This window comes from uncultured Aliiroseovarius sp. (assembly GCF_947492455.1).
Lineage (GTDB): Bacteria > Pseudomonadota > Alphaproteobacteria > Rhodobacterales > Rhodobacteraceae > Aliiroseovarius.
Genome location: NZ_CANLNB010000005.1, coordinates 99,087 through 112,584, shown reverse-complemented (window position 1 = coordinate 112,584; position 13,498 = coordinate 99,087). Strand labels below are relative to the sequence as shown.

At 60.2% G+C, this 13,498-nt stretch carries 15 protein-coding genes; all 15 read right to left on the bottom strand.

Annotated elements, in window-relative coordinates:
- Nucleotides 1-3 precede the first annotated feature (3 nt).
- The 15 genes from Q0677_RS13450 to Q0677_RS13380 all read right to left on the bottom strand — a co-directional run bounded on the left by Q0677_RS13450 (nt 4) and on the right by Q0677_RS13380 (nt 13,417).
- Nucleotides 4-228, bottom strand: coding sequence for a DUF5337 domain-containing protein (locus tag Q0677_RS13450; RefSeq protein WP_133489499.1), 225 nt, complete (start codon nt 226-228; stop codon nt 4-6).
- A 9-nt stretch (nt 229-237) separates the two neighbouring features.
- Nucleotides 238-1,422: an NADH-quinone oxidoreductase subunit E gene (locus Q0677_RS13445; protein ID WP_298910726.1), complete on the bottom strand. Its 1,185-nt coding sequence runs from the start codon at nt 1,420-1,422 to the stop codon at nt 238-240.
- Nucleotides 1,422-2,642, bottom strand: a complete 1,221-nt coding sequence (locus Q0677_RS13440) for an NADH-quinone oxidoreductase subunit D (protein ID WP_298910986.1) — start codon at nt 2,640-2,642, stop codon at nt 1,422-1,424. The genes Q0677_RS13445 and Q0677_RS13440 overlap by 1 nt, the downstream gene beginning before the upstream one ends.
- Nucleotides 2,642-3,499: a sulfotransferase gene (locus Q0677_RS13435; RefSeq protein WP_298910724.1), complete on the bottom strand. Its 858-nt coding sequence runs from the start codon at nt 3,497-3,499 to the stop codon at nt 2,642-2,644. The genes Q0677_RS13440 and Q0677_RS13435 overlap by 1 nt, the downstream gene beginning before the upstream one ends.
- Nucleotides 3,500-3,504: 5 nt before the next feature.
- Nucleotides 3,505-4,116, bottom strand: coding sequence for an NADH-quinone oxidoreductase subunit C (locus Q0677_RS13430; RefSeq protein ID WP_298910721.1), 612 nt, complete (start codon nt 4,114-4,116; stop codon nt 3,505-3,507).
- A 3-nt stretch (nt 4,117-4,119) separates the two neighbouring features.
- A complete protein-coding gene (locus Q0677_RS13425) occupies nt 4,120-4,653 on the bottom strand; it encodes an NADH-quinone oxidoreductase subunit B family protein (RefSeq protein WP_108855999.1) in 534 nt (177 codons plus the stop codon).
- The gene (locus Q0677_RS13420) at nt 4,644-5,009 is read right to left on the bottom strand and encodes an NADH-quinone oxidoreductase subunit A (protein WP_133489503.1); all 366 of its coding nucleotides are present in this window, start codon (nt 5,007-5,009) and stop codon (nt 4,644-4,646) included. The genes Q0677_RS13425 and Q0677_RS13420 overlap by 10 nt, the downstream gene beginning before the upstream one ends.
- A gap of 310 nt (nt 5,010-5,319) precedes the next feature.
- Nucleotides 5,320-5,511, bottom strand: a complete 192-nt coding sequence (locus tag Q0677_RS13415) for a hypothetical protein (RefSeq protein ID WP_298910716.1) — start codon at nt 5,509-5,511, stop codon at nt 5,320-5,322.
- Between the two features lie 191 nt (nt 5,512-5,702).
- Nucleotides 5,703-6,482 carry a crotonase/enoyl-CoA hydratase family protein gene (locus Q0677_RS13410; protein ID WP_298910713.1) on the bottom strand — a complete coding sequence of 260 codons (780 nt, stop codon included), beginning with the start codon at nt 6,480-6,482 and terminating at the stop codon, nt 5,703-5,705.
- A gap of 69 nt (nt 6,483-6,551) precedes the next feature.
- Nucleotides 6,552-7,406, bottom strand: a complete 855-nt coding sequence (locus Q0677_RS13405; protein WP_298910710.1) for a hydroxymethylglutaryl-CoA lyase — start codon at nt 7,404-7,406, stop codon at nt 6,552-6,554.
- Nucleotides 7,407-7,409: 3 nt separating this feature from the next.
- Entirely contained in the window at nt 7,410-8,087 is a 678-nt protein-coding gene (locus tag Q0677_RS13400) for a glutathione S-transferase family protein (protein ID WP_298910707.1), read from the bottom strand.
- Entirely contained in the window at nt 8,084-10,021 is a 1,938-nt protein-coding gene (locus tag Q0677_RS13395; protein ID WP_298910704.1) for an acetyl/propionyl/methylcrotonyl-CoA carboxylase subunit alpha, read from the bottom strand. The genes Q0677_RS13400 and Q0677_RS13395 overlap by 4 nt, the downstream gene beginning before the upstream one ends.
- A 93-nt stretch (nt 10,022-10,114) precedes the next feature.
- A complete protein-coding gene (locus tag Q0677_RS13390) occupies nt 10,115-11,719 on the bottom strand; it encodes a carboxyl transferase domain-containing protein (protein WP_298910702.1) in 1,605 nt (534 codons plus the stop codon).
- A 1-nt stretch (nt 11,720) separates the two neighbouring features.
- On the bottom strand, nt 11,721-12,257 hold the full coding sequence (locus Q0677_RS13385) for a lysozyme inhibitor LprI family protein (RefSeq protein ID WP_298910701.1): 537 nt from the start codon (nt 12,255-12,257) through the stop codon (nt 11,721-11,723).
- The gene (locus Q0677_RS13380) at nt 12,257-13,417 is read right to left on the bottom strand and encodes an isovaleryl-CoA dehydrogenase (protein WP_298910699.1); all 1,161 of its coding nucleotides are present in this window, start codon (nt 13,415-13,417) and stop codon (nt 12,257-12,259) included. The genes Q0677_RS13385 and Q0677_RS13380 overlap by 1 nt, the downstream gene beginning before the upstream one ends.
- Nucleotides 13,418-13,498: the final 81 nt, after the last annotated feature.

The following is a 13,498-nucleotide window of genomic DNA, read 5'->3' as shown; positions in this document are numbered from 1 at the left end:
CTTCTATCCTTCATCCGTCTGACGCGCGCGCCAGATCCGATACGTTACAACCAGTCCGAAAACGAAACCGGCCAGCGCCAGCATGTCGACCAAGGCCATAGTCCGGTTGGACCAGCCAAGGCTGTTGCCAGCAAACGTGCCGCCAACCCACAACAGACCGGTCGCAGCGATGACGAGTGCCGCCAAACGCCCCTGCTGTCCGATGTTGTTTTGCGGGTCAGTTGCCATGTTTATCCCTTAGTAAACCTTGCCCTTTTTGACCTTGGACGAGAATTCGGTCTCTCCGCCCTCGGCCAGGATCTTGGCTTGCTCAATCCAGCCGTCCCGTTCGATCCGGCCTTTGAATTTCAGGTTGTCGTCAACCCATGCGATCTCGTCCGCGCCCCATTTGGCGATCTGGTCGAAATGCCAAAAGCCCAGCTCGTTCAGGGTCTGCTCCAACTTCGGACCAACACCCTTCAACTGTTTCAGATCATCGGCGCCCGCTTTGCGGGGGGCTTTCATGGTGCGAGGTTTCTTCGCCTTGCCTGTCGCCGCGGGGGCAGCTTCGGCCTTGGTCGCCTTGGCAGGCGCTTTAGCGGCTGCTTTCTTCGGCGCGGCCTTCTTCGGCTCTGCTTTCTTAGCAGCCGGTTTGGCCTGCTGCGCTGCCGGTTTGCCGGTCTCAGGCGCTTTCGGGGTCGGCGCGGCGGCGTTGCGGCCAGCCACAACACCATCCTTGCCAATCCACGGCGTCAGCAGCGGAACTTCGGTGCCGTCGATGCGCTTCACGGTGTCACCAATGTCGGTGGCCAGTTGAACCGAGGCGTTATACTGCGTCTTGCCGCTGTCATACTCGGTCAATGAGGTCAGACCCGACAGAGGCTCGGCCGCATAACGACCGTTTTGCGGGCCGGGCGTGGGCACATTGCCAGCGCGCAGCTCGTCCACGATCTTGGCGAAGCTCTCGGCGGTCAGGTCTTCGTAGTAATCCTTGCCAATTTGGGCCATCGGCGCGTTGGTGCACGAGCCCAAGCACTCGACCTCTTCCCAGCTCAGCTTGCCGTCGTCCGAGACAACATGCGGCTTGTCGGCGATCTTTTCGCGGCAGACAGCGATCAGGTCTTCCGCGCCACAGATCATGCAGCCTGTGGTGCCACAAATCTGGATATGCGCAACCGAGCCAACCGGCTGCAGTTGGAACATGAAATAGAATGAGGCCACTTCCAGCACGCGAATGTACGCCATGCCCAGCATGTCGGCCACAGCTTCAATCGCGGGCTTGGTCAGCCAGCCTTCCTGTTCCTGTGCCCGCCACAGAAGCGGGATCACCGCCGAGGCCTGACGCCCCTCGGGATATTTCGTGATCTGCCCTTCCGCCCACGCAAGGTTGGCTGGCGTGAAAGCAAAGCTTTCGGGCTGTTCATGATGCAAACGGCGGAGCATTAGCGGTCGATCTCCCCAAACACGATGTCCATGGTGCCGATGATGGCGGCAACGTCGGCCAGTTGGTGGCCACCGGCCACATAGTCCATGGCCTGAAGATGCAGGAACCCGGGCGCGCGGATTTTCGAGCGGTAGGGTTTGTTCGATCCGTCCGACACCAAATAGACGCCGAACTCGCCTTTCGGCGCTTCCACGGCGGCGTAGACTTCACCCTCGGGCAGCTTGAAGCCTTCGGTGTAAAGCTTGAAGTGGTGGATCAGGCTTTCCATCGACTGTTTCATATCGCTGCGCTTGGGCGGGGTCAGCTTGCCACGGGCCAGCACATCGCCCTGCCCTTCGGGGGCACGCAGTTTGTCGACACATTGCAGGATGATCGAAACCGACTGGCGCATCTCTTCCATACGGACGAGGTAGCGGTCATAGCAGTCGCCGTTCTTGCCGACGGGGATCTGGAACTCGAACTCGTCATAGCATTCATAAGGCTGCGCGCGACGCAGGTCCCATGCCAGACCCGAGCCACGAACCATCACGCCCGAGAAGCCCCAATCCAGAATGTCCTGCTCATCGACCACACCAATGTCAGCGTTGCGCTGCTTGAAGATGCGGTTTTCGGTCAGAAGCTCGTCCAGATCCTTGATGCGGGTCGGGAAATGATGCGCCCATGTCTCGATATCGTCGATCAGTTCGGGCGGCAGGTCCTGGTGGACACCACCGGGACGGAAATAGTTGGCGTGCAGACGCGCGCCACAGGCACGTTCGTAAAAGCCCATCAGCGCTTCACGCTCGACAAAGCCCCAGAGCGGCGGGGTCAGTGCGCCCACGTCCATCGCCTGCGTGGTCACGTTCAAGAGGTGGTTCAGCACACGACCGATTTCCGAGAACAGCACGCGGATCAGCTGACCACGGCGCGGCACTTCGACACCGGCCAGTTTCTCGATCGCCAGACACCACGCGTGTTCCTGGTTCATCGGGGCCACATAGTCCAGACGGTCGAAATACGGCAGGTTCTGCAGATAGGTGCGGCTTTCCATCAGTTTTTCGGTGCCACGGTGCAGAAGGCCGATATGCGGGTCGGCCCGCTCGACAATCTCGCCATCCAGCTCAAGCACCATACGCAGCACGCCGTGTGCCGCCGGGTGCTGAGGCCCGAAGTTGATGTTAAAGTTTCGGATCTTCTGTTCGCCGGTCTTGGCGTCTTCGAAGTTGTTGGATCCGTCCATCATACGCTCACCATCTTCTGGGTCCATTCCGACGGAAGCTCACCCATGAACTTCTCGACGAAATTGTATTGCGGTTTAAGGGCTGCTTGCAGCTGGGCCCGTTGGGCTGCTGGCAGGTCGGCCGACACGCTGCGATGCACCACGCGGTCAAATTGTGCCGGTTCATGGGTAATCCCCAGAAACGCACAAAGGCGCGCGATTGCGTCGGGCGTGAACAGCCGTTCGTAAAATTCAATGTGAAACATCCCAGTCGGCACAGCCGCGCTGAGACGGTTCAGAGTGCGGCGATAGTTCGACCGCTCGAGGATATTCGTGGCCGTTCCGTCCAGAACGCCTTTGATCTTGGCGTCCAAGGCAGCGCGTCCGCCCTGACCTGCGACCATGCGGATGTTCGACCAGATGCGTTCCACCGGGTCACGCATCAAATAGACAAAGCGCACCTTGTCGGTCAGCCCAGCCATCGCACGGAAGGTTGCTTCTTTCAGCATGCCATAGGCCGGCGTGAAGTCCCCGATCAGCTTGGCATCGCCCGCGGCTTTCTGAACAAACTGCAGATAGGCGTCATCGTCGCGGGTTTCCCCGTCAAACGTATCCAGCCAAGCCTCGCCATCCGCCAACAGGCGCTTCTGATGCGGCTTCGGAGTGTCCTCTGCCGCCAGTCGGGTACGCACGCCGTCCAGACGCTCTTCCAGCTGCTTGCGGTGCCATGCGCCGCTGCCATGCTCAAGCGCGTCAAAATAGTGAAGCTCCTTCACGGCCGGAAGCTGACACTCCCGGTGCGAGTTGAGGTAGTCGTACAACCAGCTTGTGCCAGACTTCGTCGCCCCAACGCAGAATATGAAGGTTTGCCCACTCATCAGGTTCAGCCTTTGGCCTCTTCCGTTTTCTCGTCGCCGGGCAGGATATAGTTCGCACCTTCCCACGGGGACATGAAGTCGAACTGGCGGTAATCCTGGGTCAGGGTTACGGGTTCATACACTACGCGCTTCTCGACCTCGTCATACCGCACTTCGGTATAACCGGTGGTCGGGAAATCCTTGCGCAGCGGGAAGCCGCGGAAACCATAGTCGGTCAGGATGCGGCGCAGATCCGGGTGGCCTGTAAACAGGATGCCAAACATGTCGAAGACTTCACGCTCGAACCAATTGGCCGATTTGTGGACCTCGGTGATCGAGGGCACCATCTCGTCCTCGCGCACGGCCACTTTCACGCGGATGCGCTGGTTCGTGTACATGGACAGGAAGTGATAGACCACGTCAAAACGGGCTTCACGCTCGGGATGGTCGACGGCGGTGATGTCCACCAGGGTCGAGAACTTGCAGCCGTTGTCGGTCTTCAGGAACTCGATAAAGGCCGGGATGCCCGACAGGGGCACATTCACGGACAGCTCGCCAAAGGCCACATCCCAGCTGAGAACACAGTCAGGACGTTTGGCTTCAATGGTTGCGCCAAGTTCGTTCAGGGCTTCGCTCATCGCTTACCTCACAATCGTGCCGGTGCGGCGGATTTTGCGTTGCAGCTGCAGAATGCCGTAAAGCAGCGCCTCTGCGGTCGGGGGGCAGCCAGGAACATAGACGTCCACTGGCACGATGCGGTCACAACCGCGCACCACCGAGTAAGAATAGTGATAGTAGCCACCACCGTTCGCGCAGGATCCCATCGAGATCACATAGCGCGGATCGGGCATCTGGTCATAGACCTTGCGCAGCGCCGGGGCCATCTTGTTGGTCAACGTGCCAGCCACGATCATCAGGTCCGACTGACGCGGGGACGCACGTGGGGCGGTCCCGAAACGCTCGAGGTCATAGTGCGCCATCGCCGAGTGCATCATTTCGACCGCACAACAGGCCAGACCAAAGGTCATCCAGTGCAGCGACCCGGTACGGGCCCAGTTGATGATGTCGTCGGTAGTGGTCAGCAGAAAGCCCTTATCGGCCAGCTGATCATTCAGAAGACGGGTCGCGTGTTCGCGGTCACCGCCTGCAGTGTTGGCTCCGGTCATCACTCCCATTCCAGCGCACCTTTCTTCCATTCATATGCAAAGCCGATCGTCAGAACGGCCAAGAACACCATCATCGACCAGAACCCGACCAACCCGACATCCTTGAAGGCCACGGCCCAAGGGAACAGGAAGGCGATTTCCAGATCGAAAATGATGAACAGGATCGCCACCAGATAAAACCGGCTATCAAACTTCATCCGTGCGTCGTCGAAGGCATTGAAACCGCATTCGTAAGCACTAAGTTTTTCGGGGTCGGGATTGCGGACTGCCAGCACAACGGCTGCGAGGATCAGAACAAGTCCGATAACAATGGCAAGTCCGAGGAAAATGATGATGGGGAGGTATTCCCGGAGAAGATCTTCCACGTGTGGCTCCTTTTAAAGCGGAATTACCGCCTTTCGCTAGCTATGTGCGGTTTACCGCCGCACCGGTGCAGGGTCAACCGACAGGCCATCGCATTCAGCCATTTGAATTTGACTGCATGGATGTTCAAAAAGCAGGCGAAATGGCGTTGAAAGTAAGGGGCGTGAGCGCTACCTGCCGCGCGATTTCGTCAAAAATTTCCATCACGTGTTAATCAATTTTCCTTGTCGACTTTCCGTCTATCCGCGCATCTGCAGCATTTCGGCTTCTATATCGGGTCGGAAAAGAGACTCACTCGGTCGCTTGAGGGGCTTAGACAAACGCAAGACGCAGCGCACAGAGGGTCAGGACAACAGTCACCGGTCCCCACAGTCGACGCTCGGCGGGTGACGGAGTGGCCAGATTGGCGATGGTAGTGGCAATTGTGACGGCAAAGGCGGCCCAAAAGGTCCAACTGGGCCAGCCCGGCGCGATGCCGGCCTGTGCCGCCATCGCCATTCCCATGAAAGCAAGCAGAGCCCCCTGCCCGACTGCCGCCACCCGCATCGCTGGGGGCAAACGACCGCGCCAGCGGCCGCCATTCGCTAGATGCCCCCAAGGTGCCCCCACCGCCATACAGGCTTGGAAGCACACTAGGATCGCGATCAGCGCGACATATACCCAGCCAGCCCAGATCATTTGCGCAGGCTAGCAGGTTACGCCCAGCTTGGCTTCTCTTTTGCGAAGAAGGCCGCGATGCCTTCCTGCGCCTCGGCGCTTTCCCAGCGCGCGACCAGACCAGCAATGGTTTCGTCGATGATCTCTTCCGTGATGGGCGGACCAAGACGGCGGGCCAAGGCTTTGGCTTCGGCCACAGCGCCCGGAGCCACAGACAGGTAAGGCTTCACTTCCGCTTCGACGGCCGCATCCAGATCCTCGGGTGCGACGGCCTTGGCCAAGAGGCCCAGCGTGACGGCCTCGTCCGCATCGAAAATACGTGCTGACATGAAGACACGACGGGCCATCGCTTCGCCCAGGCGGGCCAGAACGTAGGGGCCGATGGTGGCCGGGATTAGACCCAGACGGGTTTCGGTCAGGCCGAATTTTGCCCCCTGCACGCCGATCGACACATCGGACACCGAGGCCATGCCGACCCCGCCGCCAAATGCCTGCCCCTGCACGCGTGCAATCAAGGGCTTGGGCATTTCATTCAATGCGTTCAACATCATAGCCAGCTTCTTGGCTTCGACCCCACGGGTCACCGGGTCTGCTGCCATCTGGTCCTGCATCCAACGCAGATCACCGCCCGCGCAGAAGCTTTTGCCGTCGCCAGTCAGAATCACGACGCGTACCGCGTCATCCGCACCCAGCTTGTGGGCGGCGTCCGTCAGCTCTTCAATCATCTGAGCCGACATGGCGTTGTGCTTGTCCGCACGATCCAGAAGCAGCGTCGCCACACCGCGCTCGTCAGTGGAAATAGAGATGGTTTCGTACATTACGTTTCCTTTCGGGGGACCCGATCTTTTGCAAAAGATCGGACCGAATTTTTGCAAAAATTCGTGGACTCAGCTGTCCACGCGCATTTGCCGCGCCATCACGGCGGCTTTTTCAAGAATGTCCCGGTCCAGCCCGGTGGTGTAGCCCAGCGCAGTCACACGGTCATGCACGGCCTCGGTCGCCACATTGCCCTGCGCGCCCGGCGCGTAAGGACAGCCGCCCAACCCGCCGACAGCCGCGTCAAACACGCGAATGCCCTTGGCCAAGGACGCCTCGACATTGTCGCAAGCCCGACCGCTGGTGTCGTGATAGTGCCCCGCAAACTTCGACGCGTCGCCCTCGCCCAACACGGCGTCCAGCATGGCCGAGATACTCTCGGGCGTGGCCTGCCCAATCGTGTCGCCCAGCGAGATTTCATAGCAGCCCATCGCCAGCAGTTCCTTGGCCACCCAGGCCACCTGCGCGGGATCGGTCTTGCCGTCATAGGGGCAGTCCGTCACGCACGAGATGTAGCCACGCATCGGAAGGCCTGCCGCCTTGGCCGCTTCGGCCACCGGCTGAAAGCGCTCAAGACTTTCGGCAATCGTGCAGTTGATATTGGCTTTCGAAAACCCTTCCGAGGCCGAGCCAAAAATAGCGATCTCGTCGGCTTTCGCCGCCACGGCACCTTCAAACCCGCGCATGTTCGGGGTCAGCGCCGCATAGGACACACCCGGCGCACGGGTGATGCCTGCCAGAACATCCGCGCTGTCGGCCATTTGCGGCACCCATTTGGGGCTGACAAAGCTTGCAATCTCGATCCGCTTGAAGCCTGCGCCAGACAGCAGGTCGACCAGAGCGATCTTTTCTTCGGTCGGGATCTGGCGCTTTTCGTTTTGCAACCCGTCGCGTGGACCGACTTCGAAAATTTCAACATATTCCATGACTTACTCCTCAGGCACGGGATAGAAATCCTGCGCATAGAAACGCTGTTCACCTTCACGGGCGACGGTGCGTTGGTAGGACGGCAAGGCCTCGATCCGCGCTTTATAGGCGGTGACATTCGGGAATTCGTCGAGCTTCACATAGTAAGGCGCGGCGAAGATGTTGAACCCCATCATGATGTCGGCGGCCGAGAACCCACGATCCAGCAACCAGTCGCGTCCTTCCAGCCGTTTCTCAAGCCCCGCCAGCGTGTGGCGCAGACGCGCCACGTTCAGCTTCAGCACAATCGGGCTGGCCTTTGCAGGCGGACGCAGGAACACCATCTGCATGTTCAGCTGTTCGATCAGGCTGGCCATGGTTTCCGTGTAGTGAATCCACTGCAGGTAATCCGTGCGTTCCGGCTGGCCGGGGGCGACGCCCAGTTCGGGCGCATAGGTCTCGGTCAGGTACTCAATAATGGCACCACTTTCCGACATGGTGATGTCACCGATTTCCAGCGCCGGAATACGGGTGGCAGGCGAGACTTTGCGCAGATCGCTTTCGAACATCTCTTTCGAGCCGATCTTGTATTCAACCACCTCAAGCGGCTCGCCGAGTTTGTCTTCCAACCCGATCTCTTCGATTAGCCACAGCACCCGGACCGAGCGCCCGTATTGCACATGGTGCAGACGAAATGTCATGCCTCTTCCTCGTCTTCCAGACGGATCAGCGGCGCACCGGCTTCCACCTGATCGCCATCGGCACAAAGCACCTCGGCCACCACACCATCACGCGCAGCTTCCAACGAATGCTCCATCTTCATCGCTTCAAGGATCGCAAGACGGTCGCCTTCCTTCACCTCTTGGCCAGCGGTGGCAAAGACGGCTTTCACAAGGCCCGGCATCGGCGCTTCGATCACGCCCGCACCAGCACCGCTGTCAGCCATCTGATCCAAGGGATCAGCCACATGGAATTCCAGACCCGATTGGGCAAAGACGGTAACCACGTTTCCTGCCTTGGCCACGCGCGGGCCACGGTCGCCGCCCATTTTCCACTGACCGTTCAAGCACAGCGCCTCGATCTGGTCATCACCCACGGTGATCATGTGGCGATCCGCGCCATAGGATGTCACGACCACGTCGAACTGCTCGTCCGCGTGGGTCAGCGTGACGAAGTGGTTCTGACCACCCCACAGGGTAAAGCCCGTACCTTCGCGCTTCAGCAGGTCCAGCGCACACAGGGCCGCGGCACCAATGTCGCTGAGGCTGGGGCCCGGTTCATCGGTCAGCGCCTCAAGGTCGCGTTCGATCAGGCCGGTGTCCACGTCGCCAGCGGCGAAGCCTTCATGACGCGTCAGGGCGCCCAAGAAGGCCAAGTTGGTGACCGATCCCGCCACTTCCGTGTGTGACAGGGCCGAGGACAGCATCCGCAGCGCTGCAGCGCGCGAGCCCGCATGCACCGTCAGCTTAGCGATCATCGGGTCATAGAAGGGGCTGATCGTGTCCCCTGCCCGCACGCCGGTATCGGCGCGCGCACCTTCGGGGAACTTCAGGTGGGACAGTGTGCCAGTCGCGGGAAGGAAGCCCTTCGGCACATCCTCGGCATAAAGACGCGCTTCAAAGGCGTGACCGTTGATGGTCAGTTCGTCCTGTTGCTTGGGAAGACCTTCACCTGAGGCAACACGCAGTTGCCATTCCACCAGATCAACGCCGGTGATTTCTTCGGTCACGGGGTGTTCCACCTGCAGGCGTGTGTTCATTTCCATGAACCAGAACCCGTCGGTCCGCAGACCGTTGGCCCCGTCCACGATGAATTCCACCGTGCCTGCGCCCTTGTAGCCGATGGCCTCCGCCGCGCGGACGCCTGCCATGCCCATCGCCTCGCGAACTTCCTCGGTCATACCGGGGGCCGGGGCTTCCTCGATCACTTTCTGGTGGCGGCGCTGCAGAGAGCAGTCGCGCTCGAACAGATGCACCGCATGGGTGCCGTCGCCGAAGACCTGCACCTCGATGTGACGGGGCGATAGGATGTATTTCTCGATCAGCACGTCGGGGTTGCCGAAGGCGGTCTGAGCCTCGCCCTGTGCACTGGCCAGAGCATCCGCGAAATCTGCGGGATCATCCACACGACGCATCCCCTTGCCGCCGCCGCCAGCAACGGCCTTAATCAGCACCGGATAGCCGATGTCCTTTGCCTGATCTGCCAAGAACGCCGGGTCCTGATTTTCGCCGTGATAGCCGGGAACGACCGGCACGCCAGCCTCTTCCATCAACTTCTTGGCGGCGTCTTTCAGACCCATCTTGCGGATCGCATCCGAGGACGGGCCAATGAAGGTCAGGCCAGCCTTTTCAACCGCGTCCACGAAGTCGGGGTTTTCCGACAGGAAGCCATAGCCGGGGTGAATGCCTTGCGCACCCGTGTCCAGCGCCACCTGAATGATCCGGTCGCCCAGAAGGTAGGACTGCGCAGGCTGCGGCGGGCCAATGTGGACGGCTTCATCCGCCATCCGCACGTGACGCGCATTCGCGTCGGCATCCGAGTACACGGCCACGGTGGCCACACCCAGCTTTCGGGCGGTGTCGATGACGCGGCAGGCAATCTCGCCGCGGTTTGCAATCAGAATTTTCGTGAACATGTTTCTGTTCCTTTTGTCGGGCGGAGGTTCCGGGGGCTGCGTGCCCAGCGGACCTCCGAGAGTATGTCCGGCCCAATGACGGGCCGGGTCCGATTACATGCGGAAGACGCCGAATTTAGTGTCTTCGATCGGCGCGTTCAGTGCGGCCAGCAGCGACAGGTACAGCACCTCGCGCGATTTGCGCGGGTCGATGATGCCGTCATCCCACAAACGCGCGGAGGCATAGAGCGGGTGGCTCTGTTCCTCGAACATGTCGATGGTGGGTTGCTTGAAGGCGGCTTCCTCTTCCGCCGACCATTCGCCGCCCTGCCGTTCAATCGCGTCGCGTTTCACAGTCGCCAGAACGCCCGCAGCCTGTTCGCCCCCCATCACGGAAATCCGCGAGTTCGGCCAGGTCCACATGAAGCGCGGCTGGTAGGCGCGACCGGCCATGCCGTAGTTACCAGCGCCATACGAGCCACCGACAACCATCGTCACTTTCGGAACGTTGGTGGTGGCGACTGCGGTCACCATCTTGGCGCCGTGACGGGCGATGCCCTCGTTTTCATACTTCCGCCCCACCATGAAGCCGGTGATGTTTTGCAGGAAGACCAACGGGATGTTGCGCTGGCTGCACAGTTCCACGAAATGCGCGCCTTTCTGGGCGGCTTCCGAGAATATCACACCGTTGTTGGCGATGATCCCGATAGGGCAGCCTTTCAGGTGGGCAAAGCCGGTGACCAGCGTTTCGCCAAAGCGCGGCTTAAACTCGTCAAAGCGCGAGCCGTCGACGATGCGCATGATGACTTCGCGGATGTCGTAAGGCGTTTTCAGGTCGGCAGGGACAACGCCCAGAAGCTCTTCGGCGTCATAAAGCGGCTCTTCCGGTTCCTGCCATTTCACGGTGGCGGGCTTTGTACGGTTCAGGCTTTCCACAGCCCGACGGGCCAGCGCCAGAGCGTGGGCGTCGTCTTCCGCCAGATAGTCTGCCACGCCCGACAGACGGGTGTGGACGTCGCCGCCACCAAGGTCTTCAGCCGACACAACTTCGCCGGTTGCGGCCTTAACCAAGGGCGGGCCAGCAAGGAAGATCGTCCCCTGCTCTTTCACGATGATGGTCACGTCCGACATGGCCGGCACATAAGCGCCGCCAGCGGTGCACGAGCCCATCACAACCGCGATCTGCGGGATGCCCTTCGCGGACATGCGGGCTTGGTTATAGAAGATGCGGCCAAAGTGGTCGCGATCTGGGAAGACCTCGTCCTGCTGCGGCAGGTTCGCGCCACCCGAGTCCACCAGATAGATACAGGGCAGATTGCACTCTTCCGCGATCTCTTGGGCGCGCAGGTGCTTCTTCACGGTCATCGGATAATAGGTGCCGCCCTTCACGGTGGCATCGTTACAAACGATCATGCATTCCTGACCGTGGACCTGACCGATCCCGGCGATCACACCAGCGCAAGGCGCGGCATTGTCATACATGTCGTGGGCGGCCGTCGCGCCGACCTCGAGGAACGGGGATCCCGGATCCAGCAAGTTCGACACGCGATCACGCGGCAGCATCTTACCGCGCGACAGGTGACGGTCGCGGGATTTCTGCCCACCACCGCCAACGGCGGCCGCGGCAGCATCTGCCACCACTTTCAGGGCTTCCAAATGGCCCTCGCGGTTTGCTTTATACGCCTCGGACCCGGGCGTGGCTTGGGATTGAAGTTTCATCTCAGCATCCTTCGTGGTTGCAGATTTGCGCGCCATAAGCGTTCAGGTCAGCTTCCAGCGACCAAGCTTGTCGGGCAGTTATAAACAAGTGGCACGATGTGGCAGCCGGACCGCCGCCAGTGCCCCCACCCCATTTCGTGCGCGCATAATCGCACGAGGTGTCACGGAACGTGATCCATGCCCTTTGCATCTCGCGCAGCGCGGGGGCCTGCTTTGGTGCAGAGGAACCCAGCGCCGCCATCTCTTCATCTTCGGCTTTCAGCTTCGTCATCAAAAGGCCGTAGGCGCGGTTCAGTCGGCGATCCCAGTCTTCAAGCTCCAGCCCAAGACAGGTTGACATGCCAACAGTGCTCCACCCTCCTGGGGTGTTTTCCATGCAGGCGTTGGCAGCAGTGCCAAAACACTGATGTGCTTCGCCTTCGGGACCTTTTTCTGCAAGGCAATCAGTGGTCGGCGCGAAAGAATAGACCATGTCCTGCGCTGCGGCGGGTTGCGCCACTGCACTCAACAAGATCATTGCGCCAACCAGAGCTTTCATCACTGCGCGCCCATCAGTTCGCGGCCGATCAGCATGCGGCGGATTTCCGAGGTGCCTGCGCCGATTTCCATCAGCTTGGCGTCACGGAAAATGCGGCTCACTGGCGTTTCGTTCATGAAGCCCGCGCCACCCATCGCTTGAACAGCTTGGTGGGCCTGCTTCATCGCTTCTTCAGAGGCGTAGAGCACACATGCTGCAGCGTCCTGACGGGTCACTTCACCACGGTCACAGGCCTTGGCGACTTCATAAACGTATGCACGGGCCGAGTTCATCGCGGTGTACATGTCAGCAATCTTCGCCTGCATCAGCTGGAAGTCCCCGATCGGGCGACCGAACTGCTTGCGCTCTTTCATGTAAGGCATGATTTCGTCCAGACAGGCGGCCATGATGCCGGTGCCGATGCCCGACAGAACCACGCGTTCGTAGTCCAGACCTGACATCAGAACGGCAACGCCTTTGCCTTCTTCGCCCAGCACGTTTTCAAACGGTACTTCGACGTCTTCAAAGATCAGCTCGGCGGTGTTCGATCCGCGCATGCCCAGCTTGTCGAAATGTTCCGAGGTCGAGAAGCCCTTCATCCCCTTTTCGATGATGAAGGTGGTGATGCCCTTGGGGCCCGCATCCGGGTCGGTCTTGGCGTAAACCACCAGCGTGTCCGCGTCCGGGCCGTTGGTGATCCAGAACTTGGTGCCGTTCAGCACGTAGTAGCCGTTGCGCTTTTCCGCGCGCAGCTTCATGCCCACAACGTCCGAGCCTGCGCCCGCTTCCGACATGGCCAGTGCACCGATATGCTCGCCTGAGCACAGTTTCGGCAGGTATTTTGCCTTCTGCTCATCCGTCGCGTTGCGGCGGATCTGGTTCACGCAGAGGTTCGAGTGTGCGCCATAGGACAGCGACACCGAGGCCGAGGCGCGGGCGATTTCTTCCACCGCGATCACGTGCGCCAGATAGGACATATCCGACCCGCCGTATTCCTCGGGCGTGGTGACGCCCAAGAGGCCCAGCTCGCCGAACTCTTTCCACAGTTCATTCGGGAACGCGTTTTTCTGATCAACTTCGGCAGCGATCGGCTTGATCCGGTCTTGTGCAAAGCGGTGAACCATCTCGCGGATGGCGTTGACGTCTTCGCCCAGGTCGAAGTTCATCGAGGTATTGAACATGGCGGCTTCCTTTCGGATCTGGTATTCAGGATCGCATTATTGAACGCTTGTTCAGTTAATGCGCCGAAAGCACGATTCGCG

Excerpts from the sequence above, each read along its gene's own strand:
- Q0677_RS13450 (WP_133489499.1), bottom strand. The coding sequence starts at position 228 with ATGGCAACTGACCCGCAAAACAACATCGGACAGCAGGGGCGTTTGGCG.
- Q0677_RS13445 (WP_298910726.1), bottom strand. The coding sequence starts at position 1,422 with ATGCTCCGCCGTTTGCATCATGAACAGCCCGAAAGCTTTGCTTTCACG.
- Q0677_RS13440 (WP_298910986.1), bottom strand. The coding sequence starts at position 2,642 with ATGGACGGATCCAACAACTTCGAAGACGCCAAGACCGGCGAACAGAAG.
- Q0677_RS13435 (WP_298910724.1), bottom strand. The coding sequence starts at position 3,499 with ATGAGTGGGCAAACCTTCATATTCTGCGTTGGGGCGACGAAGTCTGGC.
- Q0677_RS13430 (WP_298910721.1), bottom strand. The coding sequence starts at position 4,116 with ATGAGCGAAGCCCTGAACGAACTTGGCGCAACCATTGAAGCCAAACGT.
- Q0677_RS13425 (WP_108855999.1), bottom strand. The coding sequence starts at position 4,653 with ATGGGAGTGATGACCGGAGCCAACACTGCAGGCGGTGACCGCGAACAC.
- Q0677_RS13415 (WP_298910716.1), bottom strand. The coding sequence starts at position 5,511 with ATGGGAATGGCGATGGCGGCACAGGCCGGCATCGCGCCGGGCTGGCCC.
- Q0677_RS13410 (WP_298910713.1), bottom strand. The coding sequence starts at position 6,482 with ATGTACGAAACCATCTCTATTTCCACTGACGAGCGCGGTGTGGCGACG.
- Q0677_RS13405 (WP_298910710.1), bottom strand. The coding sequence starts at position 7,406 with ATGGAATATGTTGAAATTTTCGAAGTCGGTCCACGCGACGGGTTGCAA.
- Q0677_RS13400 (WP_298910707.1), bottom strand. The coding sequence starts at position 8,087 with ATGACATTTCGTCTGCACCATGTGCAATACGGGCGCTCGGTCCGGGTG.
- Q0677_RS13395 (WP_298910704.1), bottom strand. The coding sequence starts at position 10,021 with ATGTTCACGAAAATTCTGATTGCAAACCGCGGCGAGATTGCCTGCCGC.
- Q0677_RS13390 (WP_298910702.1), bottom strand. The coding sequence starts at position 11,719 with ATGAAACTTCAATCCCAAGCCACGCCCGGGTCCGAGGCGTATAAAGCA.
- Q0677_RS13385 (WP_298910701.1), bottom strand. The coding sequence starts at position 12,257 with ATGAAAGCTCTGGTTGGCGCAATGATCTTGTTGAGTGCAGTGGCGCAA.
- Q0677_RS13380 (WP_298910699.1), bottom strand. The coding sequence starts at position 13,417 with ATGTTCAATACCTCGATGAACTTCGACCTGGGCGAAGACGTCAACGCC.